This window comes from Priestia sp. ABM2_011, from assembly GCF_056158845.1.
The window spans coordinates 3487803-3511478 of sequence record NZ_JBSWUB010000001.1 but is presented as its reverse complement, the minus strand read 5'-3'; the positions used below and the strand labels follow the sequence as shown (position 1 = coordinate 3511478).

Genomic DNA, 23676 nt, shown 5'->3' with positions numbered 1-23676 from the left:
AGTTTACGATGGGAGCTTATACACTTAAGAGACTTTTTGCACTAATTCCTGTTTTATTCATTGTATCTATTGTTGTGTTCTTAATTACACGCTTAACGCCTGGGAGTCCCGCAGCAATCATTTTAGGACAAGGCGCAAGTCCGGAACAAATTGCAGCGCTAAGCAAAGAAATGGGATTGGATGAGCCTATTGTCAATCAATACTTTATCTGGCTATCTAACATCTTTCACGGAGATTTTGGTTATTCCTACTTTTTAAATAAACCTGTGCTCGGGGCAATTTGGGATAACGTAGGTCCTACGGTTTCTCTAGCTATACTTGCGCAAATTTTTGGCGTGGTGTTTGCTTTACTATTTGGTATATATGCAGCTAAACATAAAGGAACGATTCGTGATGAAAGCATTATGGGAGCCAGCCTTTTAGGTATCTCTATTCCTAGCTTTCTTCTCGGTTCATTCCTTATTTTGCTTTTTGCTGTACAGCTTCGAATTTTCCCTGTTTCAGGATACGTTCCGTTAAATGCCGGATTATTTGAATACTTAAAGTATTTAGTTTTACCAACGATTACGCTTGGAGCGATTCAAGCTGCATTAATTACACGTATGACGCGTTCATCTTTACTCGATACCATTTCTGAGAACTTTGTTAAAACGGCAAAAGCAAAAGGATTAAATGAACGCACAATTATGCTTAAGCATACGCTGCGCGTGAGTTTTTTACCGATTTTAACAGTTATCGGAGAATCATTTGCGGGACTTGTGACCGGCGCGGCAGTAACAGAATCATTATTTAACATCCCGGGATTAGGTCAGCTGATTGTTTCATCAATTGAACGCCGTGATTACGCGCTTATTCAAGGAGCTGTACTTTTAATTACGGTTGCTTATGTGGTCATCAATTTAGTTGTTGATTTGCTGTATGCCGTGATCGATCCGCGTGTACGCAATTCTTATCATGATTAAAGGAGGGTGATGAATGTGAATGCACAACAAAATACAGAGACCATTTCAGTAACTTCAAAGAAAAAAGAAACCCAGCGGCAGCGCGTTTCTTCTCAAATCGTTTGCTAGTAAGAGGAGCGATACTTATTTTATTATCTATTTTGATTGCTGTTTTTGCTCCGCTCATTTCTCCTTTTGGCAGTTTACAAATCGACCCTGCAAATCGATTAGCACCGCCGTCAAGCACGCACTGGTTTGGAACGGATAACTTTGGGCGAGATGTATTTAGTCGGACAATGTACGGCGTCAGAATATCGTTAATGATTGGAGCCGCAGTAACGATTATTGCTACTGTACTTGGTTTAATCGTTGGACTTTTATCTTCTTATTATAAAATTCTTGATTATATTTTAATGAGAATTTGTGACGGCTTGTTTGCTTTCCCGTCTATTTTACTAGCAATTGCCATCATGTCTGCTTTAGGACCTAAAACAAGCAATGTTATTATCGCACTGAGCCTTGTATTTATTCCTTCGATTGCGAGAATTGTTCGTTCAGCTGCGCTTGTTGTAAAAGAAAAAACATTTATTGAAGCGCTAAAAGCTCAAGGAGCAAGCTCACTTCGAATCATCTGTTTTCATATGGCGCCAAACGTCTTATCGCCTTTAATCGTTCAAGTAACATACGTGTTTGCCGTGACGATTTTAACAGAGGCTTCGCTAAGCTTTTTAGGAGCCGGAATTCCTGCGCCAACACCAAGCTTAGGAAATATGCTGTATGACGGAAAGCTTGCAATTTACAACGCGTGGTGGATGACCGTGTTTCCGGGTGTATTTATCATTTTAATTGTACTTGGCCTTAATTTATTTGGTGACGGTCTGCGCGATTGGTTAAATCCGAAAAACGTAATGCTGAAGAAAAGGAGGAAAAAACGTTGAGTAACGCCCTTTTAAAATTAGAAGACTTACAAGTAACTTTTACAACGTATAGCGGAGAAGTAACGGCTGTTGACAATGTATCTCTTCAATTAAATAAAGGAGAAGTATTGGGCATTGTCGGTGAATCCGGATCTGGAAAAAGCGTAACGTCCGAATCTATTCTTCAGTTATTAGATGAAGACCTAACAAGCTACGATGGTAAGATTTTGTTTGAAGGAAAAAACTTATTAGACATGTCTTCAAAGCAAATTCAAAAGCTAAGAGGAAACGAGATCTCAATGATTTTCCAGGATCCCATGTCGTCATTAAATCCTGTTATGCCAATTGGAAAACAAATTGCTGAAGTGATTCGTCTGCATCAAAAAGTCTCTAAAAAAGAAGCGCAAAAGAAAGTCGTAGAGCTTTTAAGACTAACTGGCATTCCGTCTCCAGAGCAGCGAGCAAAAGAGTATCCGCATGAAATCTCGGGAGGAATGAGGCAGCGCATTATGATTGCGATGGCTTTAGCCTGTGAGCCGAAGCTTCTTATTGCCGACGAGCCAACAACGGCTTTAGACGTAACCATTCAAGCGCAAATCCTTGACCTTATGATGGATTTAAAAGACAAGCTCAACATGGGCGTGCTGTTCATCACCCATGACTTAGGAGTTGTCGCTAATATTTGTACAAAAGTAGCTGTGATGTATTTAGGACAAGTGATGGAAGAAACGGACGTTAAAACGCTGTTTTCAAAGCCGCTTCATCCTTATACAATGGGCTTAATTAAGTCGGTTCCTCACTTAGATGGCGACCGAACAAAAGAGCTTTCGTCCATTCCAGGAACGGTTCCGCCGCTTTCAAACGTGCCGGACGGCTGTCGTTTTGCACCAAGATGCCCGTTTGCAACGGAAAAATGCCATAAAGAAGTACCTGTTTTAGAGCATGCCGATGATACGCATCGCGTTCGATGCTGGCACTATGAAAAAATTCAAGAAGGAGAGGTTGCGTATGTCTAGTGAAGCAAAGCAGCAAAGTGCCAAGCCCTTGCTTGAAGTTCGCAACCTGCAAAAATATTATCCGGTTCGTTCTGCCTTAGGGAAAGCGAAGGGCCAAATCAAAGCAGTTCAAGATGTATCCTTTGATATTTATGAAGGCGAAACGTACGGACTAGTAGGTGAATCTGGGTGCGGGAAAAGTACAGCGGGGCGCACGCTTTTAAAATTAGTAGAACCAACGGGCGGAGAAGCACAGTTTAATGGAGAAAGTATTTTCGAATCTAAAGCATCACGCTTGCGGACAATTCGTAAAGATTTACAAATGATTTTCCAAGATCCGCATACTTCTCTTAATCCAAGAAAAAAAATTGGTGCTTCCATTCAAGAAACATTAACAATTCATAATGTAGGTGCCAAAAGCGAACGAAAGCAGCTTGTCATTGAGTTATTAAAAAAGCTTGGGTTTAATGAAGAAGATTACAACCGTTATCCGCACGAATTTTCAGGCGGCCAGCGCCAGCGCATAGGCATTGCGCGTTCATTAATTTTAAACCCAAAGCTTATCATTTGTGATGAGCCGGTTTCAGCACTGGACGTATCCATTCAAGCACAAATCTTAAACTTACTGCGCAGTTTGCAAAGAGAAATGAAGCTTTCATATCTCTTTATCTCCCACGATTTAAGCGTCGTAAGACATATTGCAGACCGCGTTGGCGTGATGTATTTAGGAAGATTAGTAGAAGAAGGGCCAACAGATGAGATTTTTTCAAATCCTCGTCATCCTTACACAAAACTTCTTTTATCATCTGTCCCGGCAATTCACGAACATGAAAAACGCGAAAAAATTGAGGTTAAAGGTGAAATTCCTTCTCCTCTTAATCCACCTTCAGGCTGTGCGTTTCATAAAAGATGCCCGTTCGCATTTGACCGCTGCATGAAAGAAACACCTGAAGACACAGTGATTGACAGCAAGCATAAAGTAAAATGTCATCTATATAATTAATGTGAAAAGTTGTAGCGATATGGAAGACAACCGTATTGATACAGTAGAACAATTGAATAGACATAAATGAAAAAAGTCACTAGTGCCTCTAGTGGCTTTTTTCCTGTGAAAACCGCGGGTTCCAAGGATAGTGAAAAGTCATTATTTAGCATATTAGATTCATTTTTATATAAAAGATATGAATAACCCTTACTAACCTACCTATCCTAATATATGGAGATATGAAAACAAAACGTGTTATGATGGTATCGGTGATAATTATGGGTAAAAAAGCAGACAAAACGAACGTAATGCGAATTTTAGATCAGAAAAAAATTGAGTACAATTATTATTCTTATGAAACTAAAAATCTGAGTGGAGTACAGGTAGCTACTTCGCTCGGAGAGGATCTTGCTAAAGTCTTCAAGACACTTGTGACCGTAGGGAAATCAAAAGAACATTATGTCTTCATGGTACCGGTTGAAAAGGAGCTTGATTTAAAGAAAGCGGCAAAAGCAGCTGGTGAAAAGTCCTTAGAAATGATTCCTCAAAAAGAGCTGTTACCTCTTACAGGATATGTTCACGGCGGGTGTTCTCCTATCGGAATGAAAAAGCAGTTCACAACCTTCATCGACTCTACGGCAGAAGACTGTGAAACGATTTACTTTTCAGGCGGGCGTGTAGGTCATCAGATACAGCTACCACTAAGTGACTTATCAAAAGTAATTCGTATACGTCCGGCAGACATCACAAAAGATAGTTGAAATGTAGTTCCCTTGAGCGAAACGCACTTAGACATAAGCGTTTCGCTTTTTTAATTGCTTTAATTACTGTTGGAATAACGAAAAATAAAAGTAAAAATATAGAAAAAATGATATTATATAGATAATGCATGGGGGTTTTATAAAAAAACTAGGAGGAAGACAGAAATGATTAAATCAATTATTGGTGGGTTCATTTTATCTTTTATTCTTTTAGTAGCATGTACAATAGCTAACGTAAATTCAGAAACAGTACTTTTCACCGCTTTCATTATATTAGTGGGGCTAGCTCTTATCATATCTGGAGTAGCTGTAAGCGGTGATCGAATGAGAGCTAACCTTTCCACAGAATCAAAAACGGACAAGAAGTGGAGAATTACAAACTCTATAAACCTTATGTTAGCTGCCGCTCCAGTTCTCGGGGTATTTCTTCTCATTCATTACTTTGTATAGTTTATTCTTCGACATGTAAGAGCAAGCCGCAAGGTCCTAAAAAACAAACTAATTATTCATAAGATAATAGCGAAAAGAGGTGCTAGGATGAAAGAAATCACTTCAACTATGGTGAACCCGACAATAAAAAAGCTGTTATCTTATGCCACTTTAGAAGAGAAGGTTGATGGAGAATATAAAAAATACACTTGTTTGCCAAGTCGGAAATTATATAGTATTGAAGTAAATGGAGAAACAGTTAGCTGTATAGGAGTTGAATTTCTTAACGCCAAGGAAGCTGTTGTAAAACATATAGCTGTTTTACCAAAAGAGAGAGGGAAAGGAATAGGAAGCAGCATGATTAGCTTTCTTTGTAAGAACTATGATATACATTCTATTTTTGCTGAGACAGATAAAGAGGCAGTAAACTTTTATTCTAATTTTGGCTTCCAAATAACAAGTTTAGGTGAAAAATATCTCGGAGTGGAACGCTTTTTGTGTGAATTTAAAATCAAATGAGCCAAATTAAGGTTGCCAATGTAACAAAATTATAGAACATCTATGGCTGTATATATATTAGAGGATAAGATTAAAATTCGATAATTATCTTAAATTTAGGTTAGAGCTTAGTACAAGTTATGTTTATTCTACATATTATGTAAATGTAAGCAGCTTACACTCTCAAGTTGAAAAGAGTATTTTCTTAACCATGTTCTTACTTAAAGAACGTGGTTTTTTTCTGTTTCACATATAAATTAGAAAACCAAACTTTGTAAAATTTTTGTATAAATAATTAGAAAATATTATATTTTCTAATAAATCAATAGTACAATATATAAATAGAAGGGAGGATTAACACTACATATGTAATAGACAGCAGCCGCTTTTAAACCCGCTTATTTTGTATCTATAGGTAATATCAAAATGAATTATTCAACCTTTTTTAAGCGCTCTCATTATATAAATAATTGGTTGAACAGGTTTTATAGAAAGCAATACAATCTAGCTGTTAAAAAAGATTTGCTGGTAAATTACTTACTACTTCATGTTACAGGAGAACCAACATTAAACACTCAAAGAAAAGAGGGATCACTCATGGCTCATACCAGTGAAGCTGCAAACAACAGGCGTGTTACAAGTAATATTTTTAAAGGATCTGTTGGGAATTTAATTGAATGGTACGATTGGTACGTTTACTCTGCTTTTGCCGTCTATTTTTCATCGCAATTTTTCCCAGAAGGCGATCCAACAAGTCAGCTGCTTAACACAGCGGCAATCTTTGCCGTCGGTTTCTTAATGCGTCCAATCGGTAGTTTATTAATGGGACGCTACGCGGACCGATATGGTCGCCGTGCTGCGCTTACCTTATCTATTACGATTATGGCGAGCGGTTCTTTGATTATCGCTTGTACCCCCAGCTACAGTACGATAGGATTATTATCTCCTATTATTCTAGTACTCGCACGTTTGCTTCAAGGAATCTCCTTAGGGGGAGAATACGGAACGTCTGCAACTTATCTTTCTGAAATGGCAAGCAGCGGGCGAAGAGGATTTTATTCAAGCTTTCAGTATGTAACGCTTGTTGCTGGTCAGCTGGTAGCATTAGGTGTTCAAATTATTCTGCAAAACGTTCTCAGTGAAGCAGATATGATTTCATGGGGCTGGCGTATTCCTTTTGTCATTGGAGCTATCGGAGCGCTAAGCGTTTTATGGCTGCGCCGTACAATGGATGAGTCAGAACAATTTTCTAAAATGGACTCTGAAAGCCGTGAAAACGCAGGGACTATTAAAGCACTTATGAAGCATCCTAAAGCAGTATTAACCGTTATTGGCTTAACTTTAGGAGGAACGGTCGCTTTTTATACGTATACAACATATTTGCAAAAATTTATGGTAAACAGTGTAGGTCTGGATAAAGGAGTCGTAAGCTGGATTAATTTCTGTGCGCTACTTGTATTTGTTGTTATTCAGCCAATAGCAGGTATGCTATCTGATAAAATTGGACGCAGACCTCTGTTAATGAGCTTTGGTATTTTGGGAACATTGCTGACTGTACCGCTGTTTCTTTTTATGAAGCAAGCACATAACCCAGTCATGGCCTTTTTATTAATGACAGTTGGACTTATCATTGTAACTGGTTATACATCTATTAACGCAATTGTAAAAGCTGAGCTTTTTCCAACAGAGATTCGAGCTCTTGGTGTAGGATTACCGTACGGACTTACAGTTGCCATATTTGGAGGGACAGCAGAATTTATCGCACTATGGCTAAAAAGTATTGGCCATGAATCAATTTTCTTCTTCTATGTAGCAGGGTGTATTGCCATCAGCTTTCTTGTTTATTGGCGTATGGGAGAATCCTCTAAAGATTCATACATAGAGTCCGAGCTCAAGACAGATGACAAAGGAGACAATGTACCGCCAAATAATATCAGTTTTTAATTTTGGTTAAATAAATAATCGTTTGATAACATAAAAAAGGACGGGCTTTTATAGCCCGTCCTTTTCTAGTATTCCGCGCGTATACTTGTATTAAACGCACTAAGTGACGGTTCTTGCTATAGAATTCTTTTTTCTATAGTTTTGCATTATGAATTTGTACGATTAAAGCATAAAGAGGAAAATAATTAAAGGCATATAAAAAAGATCAGCGCCATAATAAAAGGATTATTTTGTGATATAACGAAATAGAGAGTATATACATCAGAAATAGAGAGAGGGTAAACTCCGTGAATACTTTATGTTCCTTTTTTACAAATCCAATTTTAACTGCTTCTACGCTTTTAATAGAATTACAGAGCGTGTTCTTTCAACCTATTTGGAAAGAGTATAATTATGATGATTATTTTACCTACAAGGTATATGTTCCAAGTACATATACTGGATTAAGTAAAGTACCATTAATCGTTATGCTTCATGGGTGTCAACAAGACGCAGATGATTTTGCTGCGGGTACGGAAATGAATAAGCTAGCGGAAGAAAAAGGTTTTATTGTTCTCTATCCCCAAATGAATTACTTTGCTAATTCCAACGGGTGCTGGAATTGGTTTTATGAGTATAACCAGTTTCGCGGTAATGGAGAGCCAGACATAATAAAAGATATGATTGATCACATAACCACTAAGTATGCGATTGATTCTACTAATATATACCTTGCTGGCATGTCAGCTGGAGGCTTTATGGCGAATGTGATGGCTATTGCTTATCCTGATATATTTAAAGCGGTAGGCATTCATTCAGCAGGCAGTAATGCGTATGCTGTAGACCTCATAACAGCCGGAGAAGTTATGCTATATGGATCTCTAAATCCTGAATTTGACGGTGATGAAGCTTATAAGAAAATGGGACCTTACGCACGGCCTGTTCCCATCATTACGGTTCATGGCCAATCAGATACAACAGTTAATCCAATTAATGCGTCTACATTAATTCAGCAGTGGATTTATACATATAAGTATTTCGGTATCGACCTACATGAAAATGCTGCTTCTTACACTTCAAGGGAAAACGAAAATCATTATAGTTACATAACTTATGACTACGTAGATGCAGAAAATAAAATCTGGATGAAAAAAATTATGGTAGAGGATATGGGGCATGCATGGTCAGGTGGAAATGACAATGGATCAGATACTGATTCAAAAGGTCCTAATGCTTCAAAAATGATGTGGGATTTTTTTGAAGCCCACAATGATTAAATAGAGCATGAAAGAGCGATCACAATATGTTACTAAATAACATTTGCCTTTCATTTTCTTGAAACGAATAATCGTCTACCAACAGTAAAAAAGGATCTTATCGAAAGATCCTTTTCTGTTATCAACCAGCATTTCTTAACAAGTAGCTTCAAACCGATTTAACAATACATCTAGATCCTGACTGATTTTAATCGTATTACTACTTGTAAACCCTTCTTCTAGGGCAATCATCATCATCATTTTTCGTATAAATTCTATCTTTATCAGCAGTAGCCTACATTTGAAACACATTAAGTTTCCTCCACTTGCCACGTCATTTTAAAGGTTTAAATTATTGAATTTTTTATGTAAAAACGGTTCAAATCTAAAAATAGAACCTAAAAAATATAGTAACAAATAGATAGTGTCGAAGTCTGTCGTATTTTGAATTCAGATATTTTCATTTAAAAAGAATTAACTCTTAAACGTTTTGCTCGAAGCTGCGCTCTAATTGTTCCACCGGTTGTAAATAACTGACGGAGTAACAGAGCTTACCCTGTTTTTTGTATATAGGCATAATCAGATTACATTTAGGCATGTTAACATAAGATTGGACTTATTTAAGTTAGTCAACTTTAAACAAAAACATATCTTTTTTTCATTTATTGGTTTCTGTTTAACTATTTATGGCTATCAGGCACTGACAAATAAAGATAAATGATAGGTGAGGGCCGTTTCTAACCGCTATAGACTTTGTAAAAAGCGCAACAAAAAAGCGTCTGTTAAGACGCTTTATATATAATACATATACTGCTCTTCTTTATTGGCATTTGTTGTTTCATGGATTATTTCTTCCGGGATATTGGACGTCCGGTTAGTAAAAAGCATAAACAACGCAATAATTGATGCCACAAAACCTAAAGTAACAATCACAATAAATCCCTCCCTTTAGAATATATATTCTACTTTCATCTTCATTTTCCTATATTTATTTTATACCCTTATTTTATTTTCTCAACACATAGAATAAAAAGAGTGTATGCATCGCCTGAATATCCATCCAAAGTAAATACAATCAAGGGAGCTTAAAACAGACATTTCACTTAAAAAAGTAGGAAACCATAAAGATTTCTTCGTATTCGGGGCATGAATCATTAAAATTATTAATCATTAAGATAACTTATTTATATTGTACGAATGAAAGAAATTTATATATATTAAAAATACGAAATATTCATTAAATTATACGAGGGTTTGTTTTAAGTTAAAAAGAAAAAAGCTGCTGCTTTAAAGGCAACAAGTAAGCAGTATAAGATTAGGGAGTTACACGGAATATAAAAGTTATAGAAATGAATACAAGTAGAATTCTTTTTGCTCAAATATTCACATAGTTTTCATTCGTAAAAAAGACTGAAAATTTCGATAATAAATTTCACTTTTATTAAGGGGGACTTTTTATGACAACAACGGTTTTAAATGTATCAACTTATTCTTTTTATCTGAATGGTGAGTGGAAAGAAAGCAAATCAGGGCAGACGATCGATATTGTTTCTCCATACCGTCATGATGTGATTGGAAAAGTGCAGGCTATCACAAAAGAAGAAGTCGATGAAGCGGTACATGCCGCACAGAAAGCTCAGAAGGGGTGGGCGGAAACTTCTCTGCAAGACCGTGCCAAATATTTATATAAGTGGGCAGATGAGCTGGTAAAAATGCAGAGTGAAATTGCCGAAATTATTATGAGAGAAGTTGGAAAAAGCTTAAAAGATGCACGGAATGAAGTCGTGCGCACAGCTGATTTTATTCGCTATACAGTTGAAGAAGCCCTTCATATGAATGGAGAAAGCATGAAAGGAGATAGTTTTCCTGGAGGTTCTAAGTCTAAAGTTGCCATTGTTGAACGCGTGCCTTTAGGCGTGGTACTTGCGATTCCTCCATTTAATTATCCGGTAAATTTGTCAGCTGCTAAGCTTGCGCCTGCGCTTATTTCAGGAAATGCAGTTATCTTCAAACCCGCAACGCAAGGAGCGATCAGCGGTATTAAGATGATTGAAGCTCTTGATCAAGCAGGTATTCCACAAGGACTTGTAAACGTCGTAACGGGCCGCGGATCTGTAATTGGTGATTACTTGGTTGAACATAAAGGCATTAACATGATTTCGTTTACCGGAGGAACAAATACGGGTACTCAGTTAGCTAAAAAGGCAGGCATGATTCCTCTTGTACTAGAACTTGGAGGAAAAGACCCGGGGATTGTATGTGAAGATGCAGATTTGCAGGAGGCAGCAAAACATATTATAAGCGGAGCATTTTCTTATTCGGGTCAGCGCTGTACAGCTATTAAACGTGTACTTGTACATGAAAAAGTGGCAAACGAGCTGGTCGACATCCTAAAAGAAGAAGTACATAAACTATCAGTTGGTTCTCCTGAAGATGGATGTACAATCGTTCCATTAATTGATAGTAAGGCAGCGGACTTTATTCAAATTTTAATTGCAGACGCGCTCGGAAAAGGTGCAGAAGTTGTGACTGGGAACAAGCGTGAAGGCAACCTTATCTATCCTACTCTTTTAGATAACGTGAATGATACTATGCGCGTAGCATGGGAAGAACCATTTGGTCCTGTGTTACCAATTATCCGCGTCGCTTCTGACCAAGAAGCCATTGACATCGCAAACGAATCAGAATTTGGCTTACAAGCAAGCGTTTTTACAAAAGATATTAATAAAGCCTTCTCAATTGCAAATAAAATGGAAGTCGGTTCCGTTCAAATCAACGGCCGCACAGAACGCGGCCCCGATCATTTTCCTTTTATCGGCGTAAAAGGATCCGGTATGGGCGCTCAAGGTATTCGTAAAAGTATTGAATCGATGACTCGTGAAAAAGTAACGGTATTAAACCTTCAATGATTGAATTCCATGAGCTATCCAATCGACCCGGTAGAATGTAGAGAATCTCATGGAAAAAGCCTGTGCTCCAAAAAGCACAGGCTTTTAAACGTCTTATTTGTCTATCACTCGATTCCGTCTTTATAGTTCTTATGCCAGTTTTTATCCCCTTTGTGCTCTATATCTTCAACGGTTTTTTCGAGCTCTGACATAATGAGTGTTTTTACTTCATAGATGGTATCAAAAAAAGCTTTCTCTTCATCCGGATTCGGCTTTATTTTGGCTGCTGCCGAAATATCAACATATCTGCGATGTTCAGTTGTTAATTTATCAAGCGCATCAAAAATATGAGAGGTCAGAACAGCAACCTCTTTATGATTATCAGGCAGTTTTTCTTTTAATGTTTCAATTCTTTTATCCATGTTAAAGTCCCCCTATAACGTGTTGTATTTATGTAACTTTCCCACTAATAAAAATGAATAACCTTAAATAGCAAAAATTCATGGGAATTAGCACGTGAAACAAAATTATACTACAGGATATCATGTTAAAGTGAAAAATTGGTGAAATGAGTGGGTATATTTTCAATATAGAGAAGTTTGTACTAATAAAAGAAGAGGTCATTTAGCAGGTAACCTTTGTCCGTGTTTTCAAGCCTTACCTATATTTAATCGATATAAAGCTTTTTTAAAAATATTTGTAAGTTGATTCATTTTGCATCAAAAGAATTTTTTGGTATATTATAGATGTGTTTAAAAATGCAACAGAAGGTGATTGAATGAAAGTACTGGCTATCGCTCCTTATAACGGTTTAAAAGAGCTAATGATTACCCTAGGAGAAAAAGAAGAGTTCGAGTTGCAAGTAGAGATAGGCGATTTAGAAGAAGGCCTGACTCTTGCTAAAGATGCAATACATAATGGCATAGATATCATCATCAGTCGAGGAGGAACGGCGGAACTCATCCAAAGAGAGTTGACTATCCCGGTTGTTGAAATTGAAGTTTCTGGTTACGATATGCTTCGCGTGCTGACGCTTGCTAAAGGTTACCCAGGAAAAAAAGCAATTGTTGGGTTCTCTCCTATTTCAGAAGGAGCTTCTACAATTTGTGAAATACTAGATATCAATATGTCTGCATACAAAGTCAAAAGCGAGAAAGAAATCGAGCCTATTTTAGTTCAATTACAGCAAGATGGATATACAAATATTATTGGAGATGCCATTACGGTAAAAATAGCTGAAAAGCTTGGACTCAATGGTATATTGCTGACTTCTGGAAAAGAAAGTGTTTTAAAATCTTTTCAAAATGCAAAGAAAATATATGGATTTCTTTCGTCTTTCAAAAAAAACTACTTGATGTCTTATGATATTATTCAAAATGAAATGGAAGGAATTGTTGTATACAATTCAACGTCTCGGGCTATTTTTTCTAATCCTTATTTTAATAAGAATTTTACTGACAGCTTTAAACAAAACCTCAATGTAGAAGAGGCTGTAAAGACTGTATGTAACACAGGTTCTTTTGAAACAGTCTTTAGTAGGGATGATGACTTTTGGACAGTAAAAGGATATCCTCTGGAAACCTCACATTCAAAATTGATTATGTTTCGCATTAATCAATATAAGTCCAATGAAAATCAAGGTATAGATGGAATCTCAATTGTGTCTTTACAAAACGAAGCAAGCTCTGCAAGTAACCTTACTACTATCGTCACAAAAAATGAGAGAATGCAAGGTGTTTTAAAAGCTGCAACTATTTATGCTAATACGGAAGAACCTGTATGGATTAGCGGTGAAGAAGGAACTGGAAAAGAACGACTAGCAAAACTTATTCATCTTAATAGTGAAAGACGTGAATATCCACTGCTTATTATAGATTGTGAAGTTCTCTCAAAAGCACAGTGGGCGCGCCTTCTAGACAAAAGTTCCTATGATGATTTATTAGCCCACAATCCGCATGGAAGCGTTATTTTAAACAATATAGATTTTTTAGAATTGGATACTCAAAAACAATTAGTGAGTTACTTAAAAAAGAATTCAACTACGTGCCGTTTTATAACTTTATCGCGTAAAAGTATCGAATACTTAACTGAAACACAGCGTTTTGATCAAGAGTTGTATTATTTATTAGCTAGTTTAACCTTGGACCTTCCTTCATTAACAGAAAGAAAAGAAGATATCGAAAGCTTAGCTCTTTTCTTTATCGGGGAATACAATATAAAATTCGGCAAGCAAATCGTAGGGATACGTAGCGATGCAAACGAAAACTTAAAGAATTTTGAATGGACTGGTAATATAAAGCAGCTAAAACAGATCATTAAAGAGAGTGTACTATTAGCTGAAGGGGCTTTTTTAGAGCTTCATGATTTAAAGAAAGTAATAAGTACCATTCGCGTTACAAGTGACAATCAGGAAATTGATTTAAACGGAACGTTAGAAGAAATCGAACGAAAAATCATAAAAAGAATATGGTTAGAAGAGGGTATGAATCAAACAAAGACAGCTGAAAGGTTAGGTATAAATCGAACCACTCTGTGGCGGAAACTAAAATAAAATTTCCTATATGTATTCTATTGAGTCAAATTTAAAAACCACTTTATCTATAAGTTAGTAAAGATAAAGTGGTTTTTGTTGTTTAATTTTTAAACAATTTAGAAAATATTAAATTTTATTTTCTTTAACTGTTGATTAATTAAACATTTATATATATAATTCAAATTGTAAACGTTTTAAAAAAGCAAATTGTACATATACGTTGCGAAAATAAACAATTAACTAAATGCAAATAGATACTGTAGGGAGGAAGGAATATGGAGTTAAAAGGAATTATTCCAGCGTTATTAACGCCTTTAACAAAAGAGCAGACAATAAATGAACCGGTACTGCGTCAATTAACTAGTCATCTTATTGAATCTGGTGTGCACGGCATTTTTGCTTTAGGAACAAATGGTGAATTTCATCTCTTCACAAAAGAAGAAAAATTAAAAATTGCTCAAGTAATCATTGATGAGGTCAAAGGAAGAATCCCCGTAATTGTTGGTACGGGAGGGAACAGTACAGAAGAAGTTATTGAATTATCAAAGCAGATGGAAAACCTTGGAGCAAATGCTCTTTCTGTTATTACTCCTTATTTTGTTACACCAACTCAAGAAGAAGTGATCGTTCATTTTCAGCGAATAGCAGAAGAAACATCTTTACCAGTTCTTTTATACAATATCCCTTCAAAAACGGGAATGAGCTTAGAACCCGACACTGTCGCCAAGCTAGCAGATGTTCCTAATATAGTAGGAATTAAAGATAGCAGCGGCAGCTTCGAAAATATCAAAAACTATATTCATGTAACAAAAGACAAAGACTTTTCCGTGTTTGCGGGAACGGATTCTTTAATACTAAAGACCTTAGAAGCAGGAGGAGTAGGAGCAGTTGCAGCAACTGCAAATATGGTCCCTGATATTGTCGTATCTATTTACACCAGCTGGTTAAAGGGATTTAACAACGAAGCGGAAGAAGCTCAAAAAAAATTACAGCCTCTTCGAGACACATTTCAATACGGGACGCTTCCATCGGCTTTGAAAAAAGCTGTCGAACTATATGGAATTCCGGTAGGCCCTCCTAAACTGCCAGTCTCTGAACTATCAGGAGAGGGACTTGAAAAGGTAAAAGAAATGGTTGCGGGCTATAAAAAACAGAATGCACTTTAAAATAAACTAACTATAAGGGAAAGAGGTTAAAATGATGCAAAAGCTTTATCAATTTCAAACAGCAAATCATCTTATCGCAGGACCAAACTCAATTGAAAAAGTAGGAGAACACCTTTCTCTATTAGGTACAGAAGTCAAGTCAGCCTTAATTATTACTCAACCATCGATGAAAAGGTTAGGTTTTGTCGAGAAGCTTATTCATCAGTTATCTGACAAAGGCGTATCAGCCTATGTAAATATTGATGTTCTTCCAGAGCCAACGATTGAAAACATTGAGGAAGTTTTTCAAGCTATTAGCAAAGAACAGTATGATGTATTAATTGGATTTGGTGGAGGAAGCGTGCTTGATGCAACAAAAATTCTTTCAGTCTTACAAACAAATAACCAATCTATCCGTGAACTATTAGGTACAGATTTAGTTAAAAACCCAGGTACACCAACTATCTTAATTCCAACTACTTCAGGAACAGGTTCGGAAGTAACGCCTAATGCGATTGTTACACTGCCCGATGAAGAATTGAAGATTGGAATCGTAAGTAAGTATTTACTGCCTAAATTAGTGGTACTCGATCCAGTTCTAACATTAAGTTTGCCAAGACCTATCACAGCTGCAACCGGGATGGATGCATTTACTCACTCATTAGAATCATTTATTTCAAATAAATCAAATTTAATAAGCGATATGGTTGCATTAGAATCAATTCGTCTCATCTCGTCTAGTATTATAGAAGCTTATCAAAATGGGAATTCGGTCGAGGCGAGAGAAAAAATGCTTGTAGGTTCTATGTACGGCGGAATGGCTTTAACAAGTGCAGGTACTGCTGCGGTTCATGCATTAGCATATCCGCTAGGCGGAAAATTTAAAATTCCTCACGGTGTAGCTAATTCGATGCTTTTACCCCATGTGATGGAGTTTAACATGGATGCCATTGAAGATCGGTTGTTCCTCGTAGCTGAGCCTATGGGAATTAAAATAGAGGGTTTTTCAAAGACGGAAGTAGCTCAAAAAGTAGTAAATCGTATTGTAGAGTGGACAAACGTTTTAGAAATCCCACAAAATCTAAAAGAATATGGAGTAAAGGAAGAAGATGTTCCAGAGCTAGCTCTTTCCGCTTCAAAAGTAACGCGATTATTAAATAATAATCCTAAAGAAGTAAGTTTGAAAGATATGGAAGGAATTTACCGTAAATTACTTGTTTAAAAAGGTGATGACATTCTATGAAAATATCCGTTATTTCTGATGATTTAACAGGCGCAAGTGATTGCGGAGGACAATTAGTTCGTTATGGGTTAGATGTTTCTGTCGTTTTAACCGATGACAATAGTAATTTAAGTAAAAAAGAAGCTTTTATATTTAATACGGATAGCCGCGCTGTTTCAGGGAAAGAGGCTTACGAAAGAGTTAAAAACGTTTGTGAAAGAATTCAAGGTGAAACATTTGATGTTATTTACAAAAAAATTGACTCCACAATGAGAGGCAATATCGGACAAGAAATTAATGCTGTGTACGACGTATTTCAACCTGATTTTGTTTTTATCGCTCCAGCCTTTCCAAACGCCGGAAGACAAGTAATTAACGGCGTACATTTTCTGAATCAAAAACGTTTAGATGAAACTGAAGTAGCGAACGATCCTAAAACTCCCGTAAAGGATTCTTTAATTGCCCGACTGGTTAAAAACCAAGCGCAAAAGGAAGTGGGCCATCTTTCGTACAAAGATCTTCATGCAGGATATGAATTTATCTTCAAAAAGCTTAAAGCATACAAAAATCAAAACATTTCATACATCACAGTAGATTCAATTCATGAATCAGATCTTAAATGTCTCGTTGAAACGATAAAAAAGACGGAATTTTCTGTTGTATGGTCCGGTTCAAGCGGATTAATTAACTATTTACCTCAAGCTTATGGACTACAGCCATCCACAAAGAAAGTCAGTTTTCTAAGAAATGATCAACCCGTGCTATTTGTTATTGGAAGCGTAAGTAAAGTTGGAAGAAATCAGCTGAACCAACTATTACTATACTCTGACACCATTAGTGTAGAAATGAACCCATCAAAAATCATTTTAGACGGTGTTTCCAGACAAAAAGAAATAGATCAGGTAATAGAGAGGGCCTTAACATTTCTGAAAACAGGAAAAAGTATTGCTTTATTCTCTTCAGAAGAAGTAAAAGAAACACAAGAGATTGGTAAAAAACAAGGCTATAGCGCTATTGAAATAAGTGACTATATTTCAATGGCTATGGGAGAAGTAGCTGTAGATCTAATTAATCAATGTACTATTACTAATCTTTTTCTTACAGGAGGAGACACGGCTCAACAAGTGTTAAGTCAATTACAGGTTCATAGACTTCATTTGGTTGACGAAGTGGAGCCTGGTATACCGCTTGGCAAGTTAGATTATAAAAGAGAGATTTTTGCTGTAACGAAAGCAGGAAGTTTTGGTACAGATGTAGCTATGCTTAAAGCTAAATCGAAGCTGCAGGGGAAAAAAGATGTTTGGGAACCCTCTGTAAGATTAAGCAAATAATTAAACAGTGCAATAAAAATGGAAGTGAATTTTAAAGGAGGAATATGATGAAACCTGTTATCGGAATTACAATGGGCGATGCAGCTGGAGTAGGTCCAGAAGTTATTGTAAAAGCACTAGCAGATCCATCGGTTTATGAAGCTTGCCGTCCTATTGTTGTAGGAGACGCTAAGATAGTAGAAAGAGCGATCAAAATGACACGAACCTCGTTAACTGTCCATCGCGTTAACGAGGTAAATCAAGGAGAATTTACTCATGGCGTAATTGATTGTCTTCATTTGGACTTAGTGCCGGAAGATCTTCCAGTTGGAGAAATCTCATCATTAGCTGGGAGCGCAGCGTTTAAATTTATTAAAAAAGCGATTGAATTAGCAAAACAGCAAGAGATACAGGCCATTTGTACGGCACCTTTAAATAAAGAAGCGTTACATAAAGGCGGCTACACTTACCCTGGCCATACTGAAATTTTGGCAGAGCTTACGAATACAAAGGATTATTCCATGATGTTATCTTCACCAAAGCTAAAAGTCATCCACCTTACTACTCATGTAGGATTAAAAAAAGCAATAGATGCTATTACACCGGAACGAACATACACCGTTATCAAACTTGCTCATGAAACATTAAGTCGCGCAGGGTATAAAAACCCGCGAATTGCCGTTTGCGGAATTAATCCTCACGCTGGAGAGAACGGTTTATTTGGAGAAGGAGAAGAGGAAGAAAAACTAATTCCAGGTATTCAAATTGCAGCTTCTGAAGGGATAAATGTTACAGGTCCATACCCTGCGGATACGCTATTTTTCCGTGCAGTTCGCGGAGATTTCGATATTGTCATCGCTTGTTATCACGATCAGGGACATGTGCCTATTAAAGTCCTAGGGTTAGAAGAGGGTGTCAACATCACAGTTGGTTTAAACGGCGGCGTTATTCGCACTTCTGTCGATCACGGTACAGCATTTGATATCGCAGGAAAAGGAATTGCTGATGAAAGAAGTATGTTAGCTGCTCTTCAATCAGCTGCTGAGCTATCACCTAAAAAGGTTTTAAATAAGTTTTAAAAGTGGCGTTGTTATCAATTTTTTATAAAATGTCTTCGGAGGAATTTGAACATCTTTTACTATGAGTATAGTAGTAATAATATGAATTGTAATCAAAGAACTCCGAAGACAGTGAGTTATATTTGGTAATGTTTTATTACTTCTTCACAGAACACAAATGAAAGCGCTTAATAAATGTCTGCATAAAAACGTTTGACTACTGACCAATGAATCTTTTTAGAACAGAAAAAATGGTAGAAGCATTGAGAAAAATAAATCCTAAAATATTGAAAGTTTTATCCACATATATCAAAATTCTGTTGTTATTATAGGAGGAAATCTATAATGAAAGCATTAAATCCTTCAAGCCTGGTTTTTGTTTTAGCAGTAATTGTTGTATATATTCTATTTACAACATGGTTAACAATGAGATTAAGAAGTAAATCCAGCGCGGAATTTAATAACGCAGCCAAAACATTGCCTGCGCTTGTAGTTGGAATCTTATTAATGTCAGAGTTTATCGGCACGAAATCAACAGTAGGGACTGCTGAATCATCATTTACTGGTGGTATCGCGGCTTCTTGGTCACTTATTACGGTAACAATTGCTTTTTTCCTCTTTTCATTCTTTTTGGTTAATAAATTTTATGGGACTGGGAAATATACTATTTCCGGTATAATTGAGCAGAAATTTGGAAGATCTACAAAAACGGTTGTATCAATTATTATGATAGCGGCTCTTTTACTTGTGAATCTAGGAAACTACTTGAGTGGTTCTGCGGCCATTGCTTCTTTGTTAGGTTTACCATTAATGACATGTGCTATTATTACAGCCATTGTCAGTACATTTTATTTTACATTTGGGGGAATGAAAGGGGTTGCTTGGGTAACCATTCTTCACTCATTCGTGAAATATGCGGGTGTCTTGATCACAGTAGGAGTGGCATTGTACCTTTGCGGTGGGTTCAAGCCTATCGTGCACGAACTGCCAAAAAGCTACTTTACATGGGATGGAACGATTGGTGGAGGGACTATTTTTGCATGGCTTATCGGGAATATGGGAGCTATTTTCTCTACACAATTTATTATTCAAGCCATTACGTCGTCAAAAAGTGCAAAAGCAGCTAAAAAATCAAGTTTATATGCAGCACTATTATGCTTGCCGCTTGCATTGGCAATCGGAGTGATTGGGGTATGTGCACGATATTTGTATCCAAATATCGATCCTATCTACGCGTTTCCAGTATTCTTAGAACATATGAATCCAGTATTAACAGCAATTGTAGCAACTTCCTTAGTAGCATCCATTTTCGTTGGGGTTTCAACCGTGGCTTTAGCTACAACAACATTAATTGTTGACGATTTTTATGTTCCAAAAGCTAAACCATCTCCAGAACAACAGATGAAGATGACTCGAATTATTTCTGTAGTTGTTGGTATCATTCCTTTACTTGGTGTGGTTTTAGCCCCAGAACTATTAACTTTATCTTTTTTCACTCGTGCATTGAGAACATCTATTGCTGTGGTAGCTGCAATGGGATTTTATCTTCCATTTTTCAGTTCAAACCGAGGTGCAACTATCGGCTTAGCAATGTCCGGTATTTTCACAACTGTATGGTATTTGCTAGGAAACCCTTTTGGTATTGACAATATGTATGTCGCTGTCATTACACCATTTATTGTGATGGTAATTGACCGATTTATCGGTGGAAAAGATAAAAAGTCTGAAAATACTGAATCCAATACTGTAGAATATATAGATGCAAAGTAGAAAATAGCTTAGTTTACGTTAATACGTTAAAAGGAGAGATATGTAATGAGTAATCAATCAACGACTATTGTAGCAGATGGAAAATTAAAAATGTGTCCAGACGGATTGGAACATGTAGAGGCATATATTCCCTCTGATTGTATACAAAATCATGCTTCTAATTTACTTGTGTTAGACAACGGTGACCTGTTATGCACTTGGTTTGGCGGCACACAAGAGGGAATAGCCGACATTCACATTTATCTATCAAGACTTAAAAAAGGCCAAAAAGAATGGAGTAAAGCTGTAAAACTTTCAGATGATCCCGCTCGTTCTGAGCAAAACCCCATTTTATTTCGTGCTCCAGACAATAAATTATGGTTATTGTACACGGCACAAAAATCCGGTAATCAAGACACAGCGATTGTAAGATATCGTATTTCGGAAGATGAAGGCTATTCGTGGGGACCTATTGAGACTTTATTTGATCAGCCAGGTACTTTTATTCGACAGCCTATTGTTGTATTAGATAACGGTGATTGGCTTTTACCTGTTTTCTATTGCATTACGCCTCCGGGACAAAAGTGGACAGGAAATAAAGATATAAGCGCGGTGAAAATCTCAAAAGATCAAGGTGAGTCTTGGGAAGAGTATGAAGTGCCTAATAGCTTAGGGTGTGTTCATATGAATATTGAAAAATTAGATGATGGTACGCTTTTAGCATTATTCCGCAGCCGCTGGGCTGATCATATTTATAGCAGCCGTTCAACTGATTACGGGAAAACGTGGAGCGAGCCCATTCCAACGCAGTTACCTAATAACAATTCTTCTATTCAATTCACAAAATTAAATAACGGGGATTTAGCGCTCGTCTTTAACAATATGAACGCCGATAATTGTACGGAGCGCAGGCTGTCGCTTTATGATGAAATTGAAGATGAAGAGGGTACGGATATTCTGTCTGCTAATCAAGATACGCCTGAAAAAGATGATGAAGGCAGACAAGCATTTTGGGGAGCGCCTAGAGCACCTATGACAGTTGCGATTTCAGAAGATGGAGGGAGAACATGGCCATATAAAAAGGATATTGAAATAGGGGATGGCTATGCAATGACCAATAATTCAAAAGAAAAATTAAATAGAGAATACTCATATCCTTCTATTAAACAAAGCGCTGATGGAAAAATTCATATCGCTTTTACGTATTTTAGACAAGCTATTAAATATGTATGTGTGTCAGAAGAATTCATAAAGTCTTAATAGCTTCATATACTTCGGAGGGATAAAGTATGCTGTTGGAAAACAAGATTGCGATTATTACAGGAGCTAGTAGAGGTATTGGAAAGGCTATCGCTTTAACTTTAGCTAAAAATGGTGCCTCATTAGTTATACACGGTACGAATCAGACTTTATTAAATGAATTAGCTTTACAGGTTGAGGACTTAGGTAGAGAATGTATTGTAAAAGCTGGGGACGTAGCAGATCCAAATGTTGCAACCGAGGTTGTAAGAGCTGCTGTAGAGCGTTTTGGAAAAATTGATATTTTAATAAATAATGCGGGTATCAATATGCGCAGCTCAACATTAGAAATGACTTTGGATGATTGGAAAAAGGTATTAGATGTTAATTTGAATGGAACTTTATATTTCTGTAAAGCCGTCTTACCTTATATGATAGAGCGAAACTATGGGAAAATTGTCAATGTAAGTTCTACAACAGCCAAAACAGCGCATAGAAATGCAGCGCCATCTTACGGAGCTTCAAAAGCTGCAGTTAATTACCTTACGATGCATTTAGCTTTAGAAATGGCGCATCATAATATTTTTGTAAATGCTGTATGTCCAGGTCCTGTAGAAACGGACATGAGCAATCAATGGACAGATGAATACAGGAAAGAAGTAACAAAGCGAATTCCGTTAAATAAGTTAGGAACTCCTCAAAATGTTGGGGAAAGCGTTTTGTTTTTAGCTTCAAGTATGTCTGATTTTATAACGGGTGAATCTATTAATGTGAATGGCGGAACGTACATGAATTAGGGAATGAAAAGCCTAGAGAGTTGACTATCTAGGCTTTTCAATTGTTTCTCTAAAGAATAGAATATAAACAGGTGATTAAAATGGAATTTTTAACAATCCTATTACCTATTTTCGGCATATTTACACTAGGTTTTATTGGACAAAAGAAAATAGGGTTCGATACAAAAACGATATCCACCATGGCGCTTTATTTAATGTCTCCGATATTAGTTTTTAGAACGTTTTATACGACAAAATTTCAGGTGGATTATTTATATCTTGCTTTTTATACATTTGCCCTTTGTTTTACTTTAATTATAGTTGTATATATTGTGGCGTTTATTCAGAAGTATTCCACTCGAGAGACATGCGGAATGATATTAGCCTCTTCTTTTATGAACAATGGGAATTACGGTACTCCTGTGGTTTTACTAATCTTTGGAGTTTCAGGGCTTGACTGTGCAATCATTTTAATGGTTATTCAACAGCTGGCAATGTGTACAATTGGAGTCTACTACGCCGCAAAAGGAAGTGCAGAAGGAAATGGTATACGTTCAGCTATTCGTGCTGTTCAACGCATGCCTGCTATACATAGCGCCTTTTTGGGAGCTTTTTTTCAATTTTTCAATATTCATTTAGGGAAATCAGTCCTCGAAGCGGTAGATTTAGTTGCGAATGCAGCAATTCCTACGGTTATGATTGTACTCGGAATGCAGCTGGCAAAAATATCAGTTAAAAATTTAGCCAAAAGCAAAGTTTCTTTATCGCTTATAATTAAACTGATCATTTCTCCTGCCGTTGCTTATTTACTTACTTTGTTTCTTCCAGTTGATGACATGGTTAAACAGATTATGATTATTACGGCCGCTATGCCAACAGCAGCAAACACAACCATGTATGCGCTGCAATTTGATACTGAGCCAGAATTTGTTTCAAGTGCAACGCTTATTAGTACATCGTTGAGTTTAGCTACTTTACCCCTAATTTTTACAATTGTATTGTGAAAATCTTTTATGACTACGTAATTTTTATGTTTTATGACCTTTTATGA

Annotated in this window: 22 protein-coding genes; 19 read left to right on the top strand and 3 right to left on the bottom strand. The window is 36.8% G+C overall.

Going from position 1 to position 23676, the window contains the following annotated elements; genetic code table 11:
- Positions 1-8 precede the first annotated feature (8 nt).
- From ACXAE4_RS18755 to ACXAE4_RS18715, 9 genes are all read left to right on the top strand, one after another.
- A complete protein-coding gene (locus ACXAE4_RS18755) occupies positions 9-962 on the top strand; it encodes an ABC transporter permease (protein WP_108674601.1) in 954 nt (317 codons plus the stop codon).
- 101 nt (positions 963-1063) lie between these two features.
- Positions 1064-1879 carry an ABC transporter permease gene (locus tag ACXAE4_RS18750; RefSeq protein ID WP_475236600.1) on the top strand — a complete coding sequence of 272 codons (816 nt, stop codon included), beginning with the start codon at positions 1064-1066 and terminating at the stop codon, positions 1877-1879.
- Positions 1876-2874, top strand: a complete 999-nt coding sequence (locus ACXAE4_RS18745; RefSeq protein WP_028413752.1) for an ABC transporter ATP-binding protein — start codon at positions 1876-1878, stop codon at positions 2872-2874. Before ACXAE4_RS18750 ends, ACXAE4_RS18745 begins: the two co-directional genes overlap by 4 nt.
- On the top strand, positions 2867-3856 hold the full coding sequence (locus ACXAE4_RS18740; protein WP_108674602.1) for an ABC transporter ATP-binding protein: 990 nt from the start codon (positions 2867-2869) through the stop codon (positions 3854-3856). The genes ACXAE4_RS18745 and ACXAE4_RS18740 overlap by 8 nt, the downstream gene beginning before the upstream one ends.
- Before the next feature lie 260 nt (positions 3857-4116).
- A complete protein-coding gene (gene ybaK / locus ACXAE4_RS18735; RefSeq protein WP_034264724.1) occupies positions 4117-4599 on the top strand; it encodes a Cys-tRNA(Pro) deacylase in 483 nt (160 codons plus the stop codon).
- Positions 4600-4764: 165 nt separating this feature from the next.
- The gene (locus ACXAE4_RS18730) at positions 4765-5049 is read left to right on the top strand and encodes a DUF5316 family protein (RefSeq protein WP_108674603.1); all 285 of its coding nucleotides are present in this window, start codon (positions 4765-4767) and stop codon (positions 5047-5049) included.
- 87 nt (positions 5050-5136) lie between these two features.
- The gene (locus ACXAE4_RS18725; protein ID WP_108674604.1) at positions 5137-5547 is read left to right on the top strand and encodes a GNAT family N-acetyltransferase; all 411 of its coding nucleotides are present in this window, start codon (positions 5137-5139) and stop codon (positions 5545-5547) included.
- A 576-nt stretch (positions 5548-6123) separates the two neighbouring features.
- A complete protein-coding gene (locus ACXAE4_RS18720) occupies positions 6124-7470 on the top strand; it encodes an MFS transporter (protein ID WP_014460571.1) in 1347 nt (448 codons plus the stop codon).
- A 287-nt stretch (positions 7471-7757) separates the two neighbouring features.
- Complete coding sequence (locus ACXAE4_RS18715) at positions 7758-8726, top strand: extracellular catalytic domain type 1 short-chain-length polyhydroxyalkanoate depolymerase (RefSeq protein WP_108674605.1); 969 nt, start codon at positions 7758-7760, stop codon at positions 8724-8726.
- A gap of 135 nt (positions 8727-8861) precedes the next feature.
- On the opposite strand, the gene ACXAE4_RS18710 is transcribed toward ACXAE4_RS18715, so the two are convergent.
- Together ACXAE4_RS18710 and ACXAE4_RS18705 are read right to left on the bottom strand one after the other, a co-directional pair.
- Positions 8862-9017: an aspartyl-phosphate phosphatase Spo0E family protein gene (locus ACXAE4_RS18710; protein ID WP_016763750.1), complete on the bottom strand. Its 156-nt coding sequence runs from the start codon at positions 9015-9017 to the stop codon at positions 8862-8864.
- A gap of 480 nt (positions 9018-9497) precedes the next feature.
- Positions 9498-9638, bottom strand: coding sequence for a hypothetical protein (locus ACXAE4_RS18705; protein WP_165573386.1), 141 nt, complete (start codon positions 9636-9638; stop codon positions 9498-9500).
- A 524-nt stretch (positions 9639-10162) separates the two neighbouring features.
- Between ACXAE4_RS18705 and ACXAE4_RS18700 the strand changes: the two genes are divergently transcribed.
- Positions 10163-11614 carry an NADP-dependent glyceraldehyde-3-phosphate dehydrogenase gene (locus ACXAE4_RS18700; RefSeq protein WP_033578695.1) on the top strand — a complete coding sequence of 484 codons (1452 nt, stop codon included), beginning with the start codon at positions 10163-10165 and terminating at the stop codon, positions 11612-11614.
- 104 nt (positions 11615-11718) lie between these two features.
- Here ACXAE4_RS18700 and ACXAE4_RS18695 read toward each other — a convergent pair whose 3' ends face one another.
- The gene (locus ACXAE4_RS18695; protein WP_028413740.1) at positions 11719-12015 is read right to left on the bottom strand and encodes a hypothetical protein; all 297 of its coding nucleotides are present in this window, start codon (positions 12013-12015) and stop codon (positions 11719-11721) included.
- 434 nt (positions 12016-12449) lie between these two features.
- Between ACXAE4_RS18695 and ACXAE4_RS18690 the strand changes: the two genes are divergently transcribed.
- The 9 genes from ACXAE4_RS18690 to ACXAE4_RS18650 all read left to right on the top strand — a co-directional run bounded on the left by ACXAE4_RS18690 (position 12450) and on the right by ACXAE4_RS18650 (position 23629).
- The gene (locus ACXAE4_RS18690) at positions 12450-14144 is read left to right on the top strand and encodes a PrpR N-terminal domain-containing protein (protein WP_247807216.1); all 1695 of its coding nucleotides are present in this window, start codon (positions 12450-12452) and stop codon (positions 14142-14144) included.
- 257 nt (positions 14145-14401) lie between these two features.
- Positions 14402-15292 carry a 4-hydroxy-tetrahydrodipicolinate synthase gene (dapA, locus tag ACXAE4_RS18685; protein WP_034264670.1) on the top strand — a complete coding sequence of 297 codons (891 nt, stop codon included), beginning with the start codon at positions 14402-14404 and terminating at the stop codon, positions 15290-15292.
- A 34-nt stretch (positions 15293-15326) separates the two neighbouring features.
- The gene (locus tag ACXAE4_RS18680) at positions 15327-16493 is read left to right on the top strand and encodes an iron-containing alcohol dehydrogenase (RefSeq protein ID WP_108674607.1); all 1167 of its coding nucleotides are present in this window, start codon (positions 15327-15329) and stop codon (positions 16491-16493) included.
- A 17-nt stretch (positions 16494-16510) separates the two neighbouring features.
- Positions 16511-17824, top strand: coding sequence for a four-carbon acid sugar kinase family protein (locus tag ACXAE4_RS18675; protein ID WP_034264664.1), 1314 nt, complete (start codon positions 16511-16513; stop codon positions 17822-17824).
- A 44-nt stretch (positions 17825-17868) separates the two neighbouring features.
- Complete coding sequence (gene pdxA, locus ACXAE4_RS18670; RefSeq protein ID WP_033578700.1) at positions 17869-18882, top strand: 4-hydroxythreonine-4-phosphate dehydrogenase PdxA; 1014 nt, start codon at positions 17869-17871, stop codon at positions 18880-18882.
- 324 nt (positions 18883-19206) lie between these two features.
- Positions 19207-20631, top strand: coding sequence for a sodium:solute symporter family protein (locus ACXAE4_RS18665; protein WP_033578701.1), 1425 nt, complete (start codon positions 19207-19209; stop codon positions 20629-20631).
- Positions 20632-20676: 45 nt separating this feature from the next.
- Positions 20677-21870, top strand: coding sequence for a sialidase family protein (locus tag ACXAE4_RS18660; protein WP_154989044.1), 1194 nt, complete (start codon positions 20677-20679; stop codon positions 21868-21870).
- 29 nt (positions 21871-21899) lie between these two features.
- Positions 21900-22646, top strand: coding sequence for an SDR family NAD(P)-dependent oxidoreductase (locus ACXAE4_RS18655; protein ID WP_033578703.1), 747 nt, complete (start codon positions 21900-21902; stop codon positions 22644-22646).
- An 80-nt stretch (positions 22647-22726) separates the two neighbouring features.
- The gene (locus tag ACXAE4_RS18650) at positions 22727-23629 is read left to right on the top strand and encodes an AEC family transporter (protein ID WP_154989043.1); all 903 of its coding nucleotides are present in this window, start codon (positions 22727-22729) and stop codon (positions 23627-23629) included.
- Positions 23630-23676: the final 47 nt, after the last annotated feature.

What these genes read in the sequence shown, in the direction of transcription:
- ACXAE4_RS18740 (WP_108674602.1), top strand. Translation starts at nt 2,867, where the DNA reads ATGTCTAGTGAAGCAAAGCAGCAAAGTGCCAAGCCCTTGCTTGAAGTT.
- ACXAE4_RS18655 (WP_033578703.1), top strand. Translation starts at nt 21,900, where the DNA reads ATGCTGTTGGAAAACAAGATTGCGATTATTACAGGAGCTAGTAGAGGT.
- ACXAE4_RS18725 (WP_108674604.1), top strand. Translation starts at nt 5,137, where the DNA reads ATGAAAGAAATCACTTCAACTATGGTGAACCCGACAATAAAAAAGCTG.
- ACXAE4_RS18755 (WP_108674601.1), top strand. Translation starts at nt 9, where the DNA reads ATGGGAGCTTATACACTTAAGAGACTTTTTGCACTAATTCCTGTTTTA.
- ybaK (WP_034264724.1), top strand. Translation starts at nt 4,117, where the DNA reads ATGGGTAAAAAAGCAGACAAAACGAACGTAATGCGAATTTTAGATCAG.
- ACXAE4_RS18710 (WP_016763750.1), bottom strand. Translation starts at nt 9,017, where the DNA reads ATGTGTTTCAAATGTAGGCTACTGCTGATAAAGATAGAATTTATACGA.
- ACXAE4_RS18730 (WP_108674603.1), top strand. Translation starts at nt 4,765, where the DNA reads ATGATTAAATCAATTATTGGTGGGTTCATTTTATCTTTTATTCTTTTA.
- ACXAE4_RS18675 (WP_034264664.1), top strand. Translation starts at nt 16,511, where the DNA reads ATGAAAATATCCGTTATTTCTGATGATTTAACAGGCGCAAGTGATTGC.
- ACXAE4_RS18720 (WP_014460571.1), top strand. Translation starts at nt 6,124, where the DNA reads ATGGCTCATACCAGTGAAGCTGCAAACAACAGGCGTGTTACAAGTAAT.
- ACXAE4_RS18650 (WP_154989043.1), top strand. Translation starts at nt 22,727, where the DNA reads ATGGAATTTTTAACAATCCTATTACCTATTTTCGGCATATTTACACTA.
- ACXAE4_RS18660 (WP_154989044.1), top strand. Translation starts at nt 20,677, where the DNA reads ATGAGTAATCAATCAACGACTATTGTAGCAGATGGAAAATTAAAAATG.
- ACXAE4_RS18680 (WP_108674607.1), top strand. Translation starts at nt 15,327, where the DNA reads ATGCAAAAGCTTTATCAATTTCAAACAGCAAATCATCTTATCGCAGGA.
- dapA (WP_034264670.1), top strand. Translation starts at nt 14,402, where the DNA reads ATGGAGTTAAAAGGAATTATTCCAGCGTTATTAACGCCTTTAACAAAA.
- ACXAE4_RS18665 (WP_033578701.1), top strand. Translation starts at nt 19,207, where the DNA reads ATGAAAGCATTAAATCCTTCAAGCCTGGTTTTTGTTTTAGCAGTAATT.
- ACXAE4_RS18700 (WP_033578695.1), top strand. Translation starts at nt 10,163, where the DNA reads ATGACAACAACGGTTTTAAATGTATCAACTTATTCTTTTTATCTGAAT.
- ACXAE4_RS18695 (WP_028413740.1), bottom strand. Translation starts at nt 12,015, where the DNA reads ATGGATAAAAGAATTGAAACATTAAAAGAAAAACTGCCTGATAATCAT.
- pdxA (WP_033578700.1), top strand. Translation starts at nt 17,869, where the DNA reads ATGATGAAACCTGTTATCGGAATTACAATGGGCGATGCAGCTGGAGTA.